11 protein-coding genes are annotated in these 12,183 nt (G+C 42.1%); 8 read left to right on the top strand and 3 right to left on the bottom strand.

What is annotated here, in order from left to right; genetic code table 11:
• Window positions 1-148: 148 nt before the first annotated feature.
• Complete coding sequence (locus tag BLQ81_RS00115) at window positions 149-1,333, bottom strand: ATP-binding protein (RefSeq protein ID WP_092727925.1); 1,185 nt, start codon at window positions 1,331-1,333, stop codon at window positions 149-151.
• Between the two features lie 183 nt (window positions 1,334-1,516).
• Here BLQ81_RS00115 and BLQ81_RS00110 point away from each other — a divergent pair, with 183 nt between their 5' ends.
• Window positions 1,517-2,458, top strand: coding sequence for a lytic transglycosylase domain-containing protein (locus BLQ81_RS00110; RefSeq protein ID WP_092727924.1), 942 nt, complete (start codon window positions 1,517-1,519; stop codon window positions 2,456-2,458).
• Between the two features lie 384 nt (window positions 2,459-2,842).
• Here BLQ81_RS00110 and BLQ81_RS00105 read toward each other — a convergent pair whose 3' ends face one another.
• On the bottom strand, window positions 2,843-3,151 hold the full coding sequence (locus tag BLQ81_RS00105) for a hypothetical protein (protein ID WP_092727923.1): 309 nt from the start codon (window positions 3,149-3,151) through the stop codon (window positions 2,843-2,845).
• A 7-nt stretch (window positions 3,152-3,158) separates the two neighbouring features.
• Here BLQ81_RS00105 and BLQ81_RS21880 point away from each other — a divergent pair, with 7 nt between their 5' ends.
• The 5 genes from BLQ81_RS21880 to BLQ81_RS00085 all read left to right on the top strand — a co-directional run bounded on the left by BLQ81_RS21880 (window position 3,159) and on the right by BLQ81_RS00085 (window position 9,321).
• Window positions 3,159-3,356, top strand: coding sequence for an aminopeptidase P family N-terminal domain-containing protein (locus tag BLQ81_RS21880; RefSeq protein ID WP_139183536.1), 198 nt, complete (start codon window positions 3,159-3,161; stop codon window positions 3,354-3,356).
• A 371-nt stretch (window positions 3,357-3,727) separates the two neighbouring features.
• Complete coding sequence (gene uvrA / locus BLQ81_RS00100) at window positions 3,728-6,565, top strand: excinuclease ABC subunit UvrA (RefSeq protein ID WP_092727922.1); 2,838 nt, start codon at window positions 3,728-3,730, stop codon at window positions 6,563-6,565.
• Window positions 6,566-6,642: 77 nt separating this feature from the next.
• Complete coding sequence (locus BLQ81_RS00095; RefSeq protein WP_092727921.1) at window positions 6,643-7,695, top strand: sensor histidine kinase; 1,053 nt, start codon at window positions 6,643-6,645, stop codon at window positions 7,693-7,695.
• A 14-nt stretch (window positions 7,696-7,709) separates the two neighbouring features.
• Window positions 7,710-8,444 (top strand): LytR/AlgR family response regulator transcription factor, encoded by a 735-nt coding sequence (locus BLQ81_RS00090; RefSeq protein ID WP_092727920.1) that lies wholly within the window; start codon window positions 7,710-7,712, stop codon window positions 8,442-8,444.
• Between the two features lie 124 nt (window positions 8,445-8,568).
• Window positions 8,569-9,321 (top strand): LytR/AlgR family response regulator transcription factor, encoded by a 753-nt coding sequence (locus BLQ81_RS00085; protein ID WP_092727919.1) that lies wholly within the window; start codon window positions 8,569-8,571, stop codon window positions 9,319-9,321.
• 143 nt (window positions 9,322-9,464) lie between these two features.
• Here the strand turns inward: BLQ81_RS00085 and BLQ81_RS00080 are convergent, their stop codons facing one another.
• Window positions 9,465-9,695: a hypothetical protein gene (locus BLQ81_RS00080; RefSeq protein ID WP_092727918.1), complete on the bottom strand. Its 231-nt coding sequence runs from the start codon at window positions 9,693-9,695 to the stop codon at window positions 9,465-9,467.
• A gap of 768 nt (window positions 9,696-10,463) precedes the next feature.
• Here BLQ81_RS00080 and BLQ81_RS00070 point away from each other — a divergent pair.
• Both BLQ81_RS00070 and BLQ81_RS00065 read left to right on the top strand, forming a co-directional pair.
• A complete protein-coding gene (locus tag BLQ81_RS00070; protein WP_139183535.1) occupies window positions 10,464-11,549 on the top strand; it encodes a hypothetical protein in 1,086 nt (361 codons plus the stop codon).
• Complete coding sequence (locus BLQ81_RS00065) at window positions 11,546-12,103, top strand: hypothetical protein (RefSeq protein WP_092727915.1); 558 nt, start codon at window positions 11,546-11,548, stop codon at window positions 12,101-12,103. Before BLQ81_RS00070 ends, BLQ81_RS00065 begins: the two co-directional genes overlap by 4 nt.
• Window positions 12,104-12,183 lie beyond the last annotated feature (80 nt).

Below are 12,183 nucleotides of genomic sequence, written 5' to 3'. Positions count from 1 at the left end.
TGGCTAATCGTGATGAAGATGGAAAGGTATCGCTCAGAATCTGTAATCCACCCTTAACTTTTGAAGACCGAAAGGCTTATTTGAGGACTGAACGAGAAATTATCAGGATTATAGAGCTTGAGTGAGTTTAGATTTTTTTCTTGATCAATTAATACAAAAAGCCGAATAGCCAGAGCGGAATTTTGGCACCAGAACCAATTTTCATCTGATCAAGTGCTAAATAGGCATTTGGGATTCCCTGAATTTGCTGTGTGGTTTTATTAGACCCGCCAATCTCGAATACAAACTGATCACCTACCATAAAGTCACCGAATTTCGGCAATGTCACCTGATGTGAGACCTGCACTTGATTCAGGAAAAAAGTCTCCCGGAGGTTTCCCGTATTCGGTTCGGAAGGGCTTAATGCGAAAGCAAGGTTTGGGTTTTGCAAATAGATTTTTTCAGGTTTTTGGAGAAAAGAAATTCCGTGAACTGATTGGTACAGCAGATTGATGATTTGAGCTTGCTGAAGCATATCCAGAATTTTCAATATGGTATTTCTTGAAGTCTCCAGCTTTTCGGCCAGTTTACTGATGTTTGGAGTAAATGGAACAGACTCACTGATGATGTAAAGAAGCTTTTTCATACTTCGGACAGTTTTGTATGAGACTTCTTCAAAAGGACCGATATCCATCTCTAATACCAAGTGAGTAGTTTCCAATAATCTGGAATAATACAAGTCGGCTCCCATGCGGGAAAAAGGGTAATATCCATACTTCAGGTATTGCTCGAAAAGCCGGAGAATATCAAATCGATCGGTCAGTTCCTCGCTCGCTCGTGTATGATTTTCTATTATTGACGCCAAAGAGATTTCAGAGAGCACTTGATCTTTTTCAATATTGATAAACTCTCGAAACGAAAGTCCTGCCAAGTGATAAACTGCGGCTCTTCGGGACAAGTCCGCATTTCCTTTTTTCAATTCCAAAATCGAAGATCCTGAGACTACAAAAAAGGCATCATCATAAATGTCGAATATCGACTTGAGGTCTGTTGACCAATGGGCATATCGATGGGCTTCATCCAAATAAAAATATCTATATCCAAGTTGGTAATACTCTTCAATAAGTAGGATTAGGCGGTTTTCTTCAAAATAAAAATCATCCAAACTAAGGTAGACCTTTTTTGCGACGACCGTTTTCAGTTTTTGTAAAATCAGAGTGGTCTTGCCTACCCCTCTGTGGCCCAAAATCAAAATCAGACGCTGGTTCCAGTCGATTTTTTCCATTAGGTACCGAACAAATGCAGGCATGCTTGCTTGAAGTTTGCGTTCTGAAATTGTCAAGAGCCGATCCATGATATTGTTTTTTATAAACAACAAAAATACTAAATGTTTTTTTCAAACAACAATATATAAAAATGTTGTTTACAAACAACAATATTCTTCAAATTCAAAAACCCCTTCTTATACACTCGAGTTAATTTTTTGCCGTTTACAAAACAGCCTAGGAATACTTCCATTCTGGGTTTAACTTGAATTATGAGCAGAAATCACCTCTTTTTAATTTACTTTCTTCTTTTTCTGGCAATTGGCCTAGGTACTTGGGCTATTTGGAAATCACCAATCGAGAAGGGGAATAATGAAAATCTATTGGACGAGCGATCCTATCCGGTCCAGGCATTTACAATTACCCGCGATTCGATACGGTTGTTTGATATCCCAAAGAAATTGGATTTTGCCGGAGAAAAAGTACCATTGGAAAAAGGTGACATTTTTGAGCGATTGGAGCGTGAGATCTATGTCAATGCCTATTGGGAATCCAATATGATTTTGTTGCTGAAAAGGTCTGCCAAATACCTACCGGAAATTGAACGGATGTTGAAGGAAAATGGAATTCCGGATGATTTCAAATATGTGGCGATCGCCGAAAGTGCTTTGATGAATGTGGGTTCTCCGGCAGGAGCGAGGGGTTTTTGGCAAATATTGGAAAGCACAGGCAAAGAATATGGACTGGAAATTACCAACAATGTAGACGAACGCTATCATTTCGAAAAATCTACCTTGGCAGCCGCCAAGTATTTTAAGAAAGCGCATGCCAAATTTGGCGATTGGACTGCCGTGGCAGCCAGTTACAATATGGGACAATCAGGGTTTAGTAAAAGACAAGAGGAGCAGCTACACAGCAATTATTACGAATTGTACCTGAACGAGGAGACGAGCCGATACCTTTTTCGCATTTTGGCTTTCAAAATAATTTTTGAAAATCCCGGGGCCTTTGGTTACCATTTCAGGGAAAGTGATTATTACCAAACCCCGGTGTTGAGGACGATTCGTGTGGATGAGGATATCAAAGATCTTCCAAAATGGGCTAAAGACCAGGGAAGTTCTTACAAAGACCTAAAGCTGTACAATCCGTGGTTGCGAGATCGGAATCTCAATGTGAAAAGAGGAAAATCGTATGAGATCTTACTTCCGGAGTAGTTTAATTCATAATCAGATCCCATTTTTAAATTGGAAGGACTGGGTTTGTAATTCCGAAGGGATGAAATAACCGGCTTGTCATTCATATAATTTCACCCTTTCAGGGTTTGATTCACGATCTCAATTTGTGTTTTTCTAGAATAGTTACACCCCTTCGGGGTTTTTCTCTTTAAAAACCTGAAATCCGGTGGCCGAGCGAAGATTAGTGAGCATTTCGATCCAACGCTAGTGCATTGTTATCTACTGGCACAGAAGGATATATTCAAATCCCATTCTTTGAATTGGCTGGACCGGATTTGTAATCCCGAAGGGATGAAATAATTATAGAGGACAGTTGGAAATGACGGTCCCAAAACCCCGAAGGGGTGATATTATTCTAACTATTCAAGAAGATATCCTTACTTGATTTTCAACCAACATTATTTGCCACGGTAAAGACGATAATTGAGTTGAGCCCTGCAAATTGATCTCGGGTTTAAAGTTAGGATTGAGAAAAAAGCTTTTTAGCAGAGTTTGCGAAGGAAGGAATTCATTTTCAAAGGGAAATTTAATTACCTTCAAACCCCAACCAGAATCCCCTTTTAAAATGAACAGACGCAATTTTATAAACATTTCTGCACTCGCTGCAGGGACTACTTTTTTCACAAGTTCTGCATATAGTTTCAAAGAAACACTAAGTTCAAATTCTCCCATTCAAAATTTGCCAACATCGAACTCATTCGATATTGTTCCAATATCGCTAGAGGAACGAAGATTCCGTATCGCTAAAGCGCAGTGCCTGATGGACAAAAATGGATTTAGCGCTATTGTCCTTGATTCCGGTACTTCCATGAATTACTTCACGGCGATGACTTGGGGGCAAAGCGAGCGTCCGATGTTGGCCGTCATTCCGGCCTAGGGTGAGGTGAGCTATATCTGTCCGAAGTATGAGGAGGCCCGTCTGGAGGAGATCATACAGATGGGAAATAAAATCGGAGAGAAAATCTAATCGTCGGAGAATTTGGTGTCAGACATGAGGATTGTGTGTACATGACCGAATCTGGACCGGTTTGGTTTTCGAAGCCGGGTCCAACGATTTCGCAGCCCTTTGAAATCTAATTTGTCCAGAAATTTCCGCCGTGGTGTGTGGAGACACACACCACTTCGCCCACTTCGAAGTGTAAACTGCCGAGAAACATCTCCTCCGCTTTCAGGTTACAATCTTTGGGTCGGGCATCGCTCCTCCCCTCAAAAAATTGTACCTTCGCCGATTAATAATTCCCCACTTTCATGAGTCAATCCCCTGCTTCACAGGAAGAATATATTGAAATTTTTGGAGCCCGAGAGCATAACCTCAAAAACCTCGATGTCAAGATCCCACGCAACAAACTAGTGGTGATCACCGGGCTGAGTGGTAGCGGAAAGAGCTCTCTGGCTTTCGATACCATCTATGCTGAGGGGCAGCGTCGGTACATGGAGAGTTTCTCGGCTTATGCGCGCTCGTTTTTGGGAGGAATGGAGCGTCCGGATGTGGATAAGATCAATGGTCTTTCCCCGGTGATTGCCATTGAGCAGAAGACCACATCCAAAAATCCACGTTCTACCGTAGGCACAGTCACTGAAATCTATGATTTCATGCGATTGCTGTATGCGCGGGCAGGGGAAGCGTATTCCTACCTGACCGGAAAGCGGATGATCCGGCAGACCGAAGACCAAATCATAGAGCAGTTGTTCACCAAGTTTCTTGGCAAAAAGCTCTACATCCTAGCCCCCGTAGTCAAAGGAAGAAAAGGCCACTACCGGGAGCTTTTTGAGCAAATCCGGAAAATGGGTTTCTCCAAAGTACGTGTCGACGGAGTCGTCCTGGACATCGTACCCAAAATGCAGGTGGATCGCTACAAAATACACGACATCGAGATTGTCATCGACCGGATCGTGGCGGATGAATCAGATCGGTTCCGAATCACTCAATCGCTAAAATCAGGATTACAGCATGGTAAAGGCATCCTTATGATTCGTGAGGAAAACGGAGAGAATCATCATTTCTCCAAGTACCTGATGGATCCGGAGACAGGCCTTTCCTACGATGAACCGGCACCCAATGCATTTTCCTTCAACTCCCCCTACGGAGCTTGTCCTACATGCAATGGCTTGGGGGTAATCGAAGAAATCACCCGGGAGAGCATTATTCCTGATCCAGGCCTCAGCATTACCCGAGGGGGAATTGCGCCCTTGGGTGAATACCGCGACATCTGGATTTTCAAGAAAATTGAAGCCATACTCAAGCACTACAAGTGCAGCATGAGTTCACCGATTAAGGATCTCCCGAACCATGTGGTGGAGGTGTTGCTTTTTGGCGACAAAGTGGAGGTGGCAGTCGATTCGGTGAAATATCCCGGGACGAAATGGAATACGACTTTTGAGGGCATAGTCAATTTTCTTCAGAAATATCAGGAAGGCAGCTCGGATAAGATTCAAGATTGGGTTTCTGAATTCACCGTGACCAAAACTTGTCCAGACTGTGAAGGGTATCGTCTGAAAAAAGAAGCCCTGCACTTCAAAATCGACGAAAAGCACATCGGTGAGTTGGCGGTGATGGATATCCGGGGATTGTCCGACTGGTTTGAAGGATTGGAAAGCCGCATCACTGATAAGCAGAACATCATCGGTGCGGAAGTCCTGAAAGAAATCCGTAAGCGAATCGGGTTTTTGCTGGATATTGGCCTGGACTACCTTTCGCTCAATCGCCCCTTGCGGACCCTGTCAGGTGGAGAAGCGCAACGGATCAGGCTTGCCACTCAGATCGGAACACAATTGGTAGGTGTACTCTACATTCTGGACGAACCCAGTATCGGACTTCATCAGCGGGATAATGAAAAGCTGATCAAGGCCCTGCAAAGCCTGCGGGATTTGGGCAATTCTGTCTTGGTGGTCGAGCATGACAAGGACATGATGTTGGCCTCGGATTATGTCCTCGATATGGGCCCCGGAGCAGGACGTCACGGAGGACATGTGGTAGCGGCAGGTCATCCGAGTGAAATCTTCAACAATGGATCGGTGACCTCCAGATACCTGAGCGGAAAGCTTGGGCTTCCCATTCCAAAAGTGCGTCGAATAGGAAAAGGAATAAGTTTGATTCTGAAGGGGGCTACCGGAAACAACTTGAAAAATGTGACTTTAGAGCTGCCTTTGGGCACTTTAATTCTGGTGACAGGGGTGTCAGGAAGCGGGAAAAGTACGCTGATTCATGAGACGCTTTATCCGATTTTGAACCGGGAGTTTTACAATTCCAAAAAGGAACCCATGCCATTCAAAAGCATCGAGGGACTCAAGGAATTGGACAAAGTCATCGAAGTCGACCAATCGCCCATCGGACGGACTCCCAGATCAAATCCAGCGACGTATACCGGGGTTTTTTCGGATATCCGCACATTGTTTACTGAGTTGCCGGAATCAAAAATCCGGGGCTACAAACCGGGACGTTTTTCATTCAATGTCAAAGGCGGAAGATGTGAGGATTGCGAAGGCGCAGGGATGAAGTTGATCGAAATGGATTTCCTGCCGGATGTACACATCCCCTGCGAAACCTGCAAAGGCAAGCGCTACAACCGGGAGACCCTGGAGGTTCGCTTCAAAGGAAAGTCTATTTCCGATGTCTTGGACATGACAGTAGAGCAAGGGGTTGATTTTTTTGAGTTTCAGCCTAAAATTCTTCGAAAAATCAAGACCCTAAGTGAGGTAGGACTAGGATACATTACCTTGGGCCAGCATGCGACCACACTTTCCGGAGGGGAGGCCCAACGGGTAAAGCTGGCCACTGAACTTTCGAAAAAAGATACAGGAAAAACCTTCTACATCCTGGATGAACCGACGACAGGTTTGCATTTCCAAGACATTGATTTACTGATGGGAGTTTTGCAAAAGCTGGTGGAGAAGGGCAATACCGTCTTGATCATTGAGCATAACCTCGATGTGATTAAAGTCGCTGACCGAGTGATAGATCTCGGACCTGAAGGAGGCAATAAGGGAGGAGCAATCGTGGTTCAAGGAACTCCCGAAGAGGTTGCCGCACATTCGAAAAGTCATACCGGAAGATTCCTGAAGGCCGAACTCAAACGCAGAAATTGACGCAAAAATCAAGTGCCTCGTCCTTTTATCAAATTAAGAGTGGCCGATCCCTAACCATTTCTACCTTTGAGGCAAGTATGAAAAGGGTCAAGCTTTACTGGATATTGCAGCTCATAGGTTGGGGAAGCTTCGCCTTTGTCAATATCTTTTTTGCCTCACTTTCTCAGGGTATTACGGCAGTTCAGGTCATGGCATTTGTAGTCTGGGCGGCTTTTTATTTGCTTTCTACACATGCAATGCGTCATGTGGTCAAGTCTTACGGATGGTTCAAGTTGGGGATTTTACGTCTCCTGATTCAGACTATTTTGGCATTGTTGGCGATGTCTGTTGCAAACGTGTTGGCACAGATCCTCATTAATTTGGTATTTGGCACATTGAAGCCTGATGAGGATTTCAGGACTTTAGTGATTGCAGTGAATCTGTTCGTTAGCTTTTTGTACTATGCTTTTTGGTTTTTGCTTTACTTTTTATTCCATTTCCTTGATAATTACAACAACAGTCTCAAGTATGAGGCAAAAATCAATGAAATTAGGCTCAACCATCTGAAGAGTCAGCTTAATCCCCACTTCATCTTCAATGCGCTGAATTCTGTTAGGGCTCTGGTAGATGAGGATCCTGAGAAAGCCAAATCAGCTATAACGCGGATTTCAAATATGCTCAGGTTCTCACTGATGATGGATAAAAAACAGGTGATTGACTTTGCCGACGAATTGTCGACGGTCAAGGATTACCTTGCCTTGGAGACAATCCGGTTTGAGGAGCGTCTGGAAGTGGTTTACCATATTGAAGACGAGTCCTTCAGCTACAAAATCCCCCCGATGATGCTTCAGACCATCGTGGAAAACGGCATTAAACACGGAATCTCCAATTTGGTGAAAGGAGGACTGATCGAAATCAAATGTCGCGAGGGATTGAATGACGAGTTGTATATTCAGGTGAAAAATAGCGGGTACCTCAATCCGGGTACTACCAGATCCAAAAAGGATGATGGAGGACATGGAATCGAGAACACCCGTCAACGCTTGAAATTGCTCTATGGTGATCAGGCCAGCTTCCGAATATTCAATTCAGGAAACCAATACGTGATCACCGAAATAAAAATACCGAAACAAAGAGTTACTTTAGAATAACAAACTCAATAACTATGAGAGCCATTGTAATCGATGACGAGAGACTAGCCCGAAAGGAACTCATCACTCTGCTTAACCAACTTGAAACCGTGGAAGTGGTCGGAGAGGCAGTTAACGTAGATGATGCCAAAGAAAAAATCGAACAGCTTCAGCCTGATGTGATCTTTTTGGATATTCAGATGCCTGAGAAAACAGGGTTTGATCTCCTCGAAGAATTGGATCATGTGCCGCATGTCATATTCACTACTGCCTACGATGAGTATGCCCTGAAGGCCTTTCAGGTGAATGCCTTGGATTATCTTCTCAAGCCAATTGAACCAAAAAGGCTTGAAGATGCAATTAACAAGTTGCTTGGAAAAATCGAGAGTGGGTCAAAAAGAGACGAGGAAGGAGCTTTCTCTAATCAAAAGAAACTGACCTTGGAAGATCAGGTTTTTGTCAAAGACGGCGACCGATGCTGGTTTGTGAGATTGTCCAATGTTCGCCTTTTTGAATCAGACGGCAATTACATCAAGGTCTATTTTGACAACTTCAAGCCAATGATTCATAAATCACTCAACGCATTGGACGAACGCTTGGATGAGAAATCCTTCTTTAGAGCCAGCAGAAAGCATATTATTAATCTGGGTTGGGTCGAAGCCATAGAACCTTGGTTCAACGGAGGCCTTGTAGTGACCCTCAAAGGAGGCGACAGAATTGAGGTAAGTCGAAGACAGGCAGCACGTTTCAAGGAAATGATGAGTCTGTAAACCTTTCATAGACAAAAAAAAGCATTTGATTTTCAAAAGAAAATTTTGACATTAGGGTAACTATTCGCTCCATTAGCAGAATATCTATTTTTGAACCCCATCAGCACTTCAATTGCTTAAACTTATGAAAGAAGAACGAATTCTGATCGTCGAGGACGATTTAAGTATTGCAGAAAACATCCAGGAAATACTTGAACTCTTAGGCTATGTAAATATTGACATCGCTAACTCAGCCAATCAGTGCATTAAGGTGATCAAAAAATATCGCCCGGATCTGATATTTATGGATATCAAGCTGAAAGGTGATAAAGATGGGATAGAGCTAGGTGAGATTGTCAAGCAAATGGTGGATGCCCCACTCGTGTTTGTGACTTCCTACAGTGACCCTACCATCATCGAGCGGGCAAAGCGAATTGCTCCTGCGGGGTTTATCGTAAAGCCCTTCAATACCAACGATATTCATGCGATTGTCGAAATCGTGCTGTATAACAAACGAACAAAGCCTACTCCGGAAGTGGCGGTAGTACATGGTAACGAAAGCCCATTTTTGGTAGTAGATGCAGTGTTTATAAAAGCCGATAATGCCTTTGAGCGAGTTCTTTACGATGACATTTTTTATATCGAGGCCAATGGTAACATGGTCACTATTTATACCAAAAACAGAGACTACAGCATCCGAAAGTCCATGAAAGAAATCGAGGATATCCTTCCATCGCATTTGTTTCTTCGTGTTCAAAAATCATATATCGTCCATCTCGGGCAGATCGAAAGTTTCAATACCAAAGAGATCATGCTGCGGCAAGGGGGGGTGATTCAAGTGGGAAGACAGTATTACAACAGCTTCCTGGCGAAACTGAATACGATTACGGAAAGTTGAGTTGGTATGGTAAATCCCTCCAAGGGTTCTGAACCCTTGGAGGGTAGTTTCATGACCGTGAAAACTAAAAAAGAGGCGGACAGGATCCTCCTCTTTAGATTAACCAAACAATCAACCAAATTAACCCTTACGGATAATTGTCTTTAACAAGTCCCGGACTCCCGGGACTTTTCTGTTTTGTAGATGTTTACCTGAAGAGTTTCAGGACCTTTTTTATTTTTGGATCCGATTTGTGGAGTTGGTTTAGTAGTTTCAAATCGGGCAGTTTGCTGTGCAAGACTGGTTTCAGCTTTTGCTTTGAGTACGATAGTAAGTGCCATTGCAAATCCCAGTGCCGCACAGACGTTTTTTTGAGAAAAGATTGCAGTAGTCATGGCTTAATAATATGTTGGTTTGTTTTCGTATGTAGGGAATATGCCAAAAGGCGACCAAACTCGAAAAAACCCTAAAAATAGCTTCAGGGGCACTTTTTCCAAAAAACACTGTACGCTATCGAACACTACTCTGTCAGTGGCGGACAAATTTACCGAATGATAATTGGTTGCCCGGTTTGCGAAAATTTAACAAATAATACACACAAAAATGAAAAGTTGCCTTTAAGGCAGCTTTGAAAATAGCTTTTAAATCGATTTGCAATAACTCATTTGTCAGCTTATCCATCTCAGATTTTTTTTTCTCCTTTTCAATGCATGGTACACAGATATCCACGCAATAAATGAAGGGAACAAAAGGAATTACTTATTTTTTCTATCATAATTAATTAGAACTGCATTGATTAAAAAAAAATTATTAATATGAAATTAAATAGTTGACGACCGAATTGGAAATTCTGAAACTTTATTTACATTACAAAAATTTTCAGATATACTTTTAAACAAACTTCTATTTTATGAAAAATGAAAAACGAAGAGGGAGAATTTTGCTCTCTCTCTCTCTCTCTTGTTTTATTAATTGGGGCATGTAATCAAATAGATCCACAGCCATCGATGTCGGAATTGGACGAGATTTCGACAAGTGATTCTCAAAGTATAAATGAAGATGACTTGATTCATCTTTAGGCCATATTTGCCTCAATATTAGATACCCCGGATGTATTAAATGAGTTTTATGGGTACTCCAGGCTTGATGGGAATGAAGGTGAATTGGAATTTAGTTTAAAAAGGGTTTTTGAAACTGAAAATGACATCATGTCTCGAAAGAAGTCATCAATCGTTTCAGTTTTTAAGAATCAGGGAGCATTCCAAAGGACTCAAAACATTTCCTATGACTCAGATTATTTTATTGATTTCATCAAACAAAACGATTTGGAAGTTTTAGCACCATACCTAGCTAGGAACTTCTCCCTCGAGGAAATTGATGAGTTGACAATTTCTTGGTGGACTCAGGAGATGGAGGATGAAGGATTTCAAAAAGATCCTAATTGGAAAGGTGAGACTCCCGCTTTTAAAATAAAACTAGGAGAGAATCGATCTCTAGATTCAATTTTGGAAGGTTTGGAAAATCAAACGCTGGAGGTATTTATGGGAAGTGATGAGTATGCGATGGAAAATCCTACAATAGTGTTTGGAGCATTTGGAGAAGGGCTTTATGACAGATCATTTGGCAAAAAGGAATTGAATAGTGAAAATCTAAGCTTAACCAATGTAATACCATACAATGAAGGAATAACGTGTGATCAGGTTCAGTCAACTGACGTGGTCCGATATCATATGCCAAATTTCAGAATTTTGGATAATACCAAAGGATGGCCTTCAGGAAATTTTATCACGGTTTGGGTAGCTTATGGTACTTATAACTTAAATGCTTCGGGTGTGCCATCCCTTGGATTTAATGTAAATAGGCTAGTCCACGAAAAAAAGATAAACAGAGGCGATTTCGGATGGAAAACCGATTTTCTGGCCCAACCAATCCTTACTCATTGGCATGATTCAAATATATCAATACAAATGATAGTTGCCTATCAGAGGAATAATCATGTTATGACACAGACTGTTACCTCAGTTAGTTTCAATCCAAATACAGGGACGACAACCAATTCGCAACAGACAGTTTCTCAGGGTGATACAATGTCCTTTGGTTCTCAAACATGGTATCGATGTGCTGAGATTAATGGGGGGCACAAAATTGATAATGGTCTTGGACTTTATGGAGGGAATGCAATTTGGCAATTCACAGGCAGAGATGGAAGGGCTCAATTTACATTTGAACCAAGACTAACAAGACTATGAAAAATTTTATAGTAATAATTTGCTTAACCCTTTTTTTATGGCCAACTGATCTTTTTTCTCAAGATCAAAAGGAAAAGCGATTTCAGGTCAATCTAAGCTACCTACAGGTAACCAGTAGGTTAAGAGGTTTTTCAGATTCCGGTATCGGACTCGGAGCTGAGTATCAATTTCCGATAGTCAAAAAAATCGGCTTGAATGGTTTGGGAGGCCTTGGTTATGAGCTATTGCCGAATTGTACTACCTGCTATTCCGAATGGTTTCAAAATGGATATTGGATGGGGATTGGACTTTCCAAAACGATCCAAGTCAAGTCTAAAGATACTTTTATGGCCCAACTGAGGTATAGAAGGGTGGGATTTGAAAGGAATGAGGCATCCCTGTTAAATGGGAATGGGGAAGTAATCCGGTATGACGTCGCAGATCATGGGCAGGAAGTTTTTGGACTGAGGTTAGGGTATATTTTGCCCCTGAAAATGCCTTTAGTCCTTTCCTATACCTATGAGAAAGCCAGCTTTCATTGGATAAACTCGTTAGCCTTAGGTATTCGGCTTTGATTTGACTAGAAGTCTAAATCTGCTGTAACCTAATCAATCCCAGTTTTTATCAAAAATCTATATTCCAAGGTAGGCAAGTT

It is taken from the genome of Algoriphagus alkaliphilus (genome assembly GCF_900103735.1).
Classification (GTDB): domain Bacteria; phylum Bacteroidota; class Bacteroidia; order Cytophagales; family Cyclobacteriaceae; genus Algoriphagus; species Algoriphagus alkaliphilus.
Note: the sequence above shows the minus strand (reverse complement) of the source record. Positions and strands in the feature narration are given on the sequence as shown.

What these genes read in the sequence shown, in the direction of transcription:
- BLQ81_RS00115 (WP_092727925.1), bottom strand. Translation starts at nt 1,333, where the DNA reads ATGGATCGGCTCTTGACAATTTCAGAACGCAAACTTCAAGCAAGCATG.
- BLQ81_RS00110 (WP_092727924.1), top strand. Translation starts at nt 1,517, where the DNA reads ATGAGCAGAAATCACCTCTTTTTAATTTACTTTCTTCTTTTTCTGGCA.
- BLQ81_RS00105 (WP_092727923.1), bottom strand. Translation starts at nt 3,151, where the DNA reads ATGGGAGAATTTGAACTTAGTGTTTCTTTGAAACTATATGCAGAACTT.
- uvrA (WP_092727922.1), top strand. Translation starts at nt 3,728, where the DNA reads ATGAGTCAATCCCCTGCTTCACAGGAAGAATATATTGAAATTTTTGGA.
- BLQ81_RS00095 (WP_092727921.1), top strand. Translation starts at nt 6,643, where the DNA reads ATGAAAAGGGTCAAGCTTTACTGGATATTGCAGCTCATAGGTTGGGGA.
- BLQ81_RS00090 (WP_092727920.1), top strand. Translation starts at nt 7,710, where the DNA reads ATGAGAGCCATTGTAATCGATGACGAGAGACTAGCCCGAAAGGAACTC.
- BLQ81_RS00085 (WP_092727919.1), top strand. Translation starts at nt 8,569, where the DNA reads ATGAAAGAAGAACGAATTCTGATCGTCGAGGACGATTTAAGTATTGCA.
- BLQ81_RS00080 (WP_092727918.1), bottom strand. Translation starts at nt 9,695, where the DNA reads ATGACTACTGCAATCTTTTCTCAAAAAAACGTCTGTGCGGCACTGGGA.
- BLQ81_RS00065 (WP_092727915.1), top strand. Translation starts at nt 11,546, where the DNA reads ATGAAAAATTTTATAGTAATAATTTGCTTAACCCTTTTTTTATGGCCA.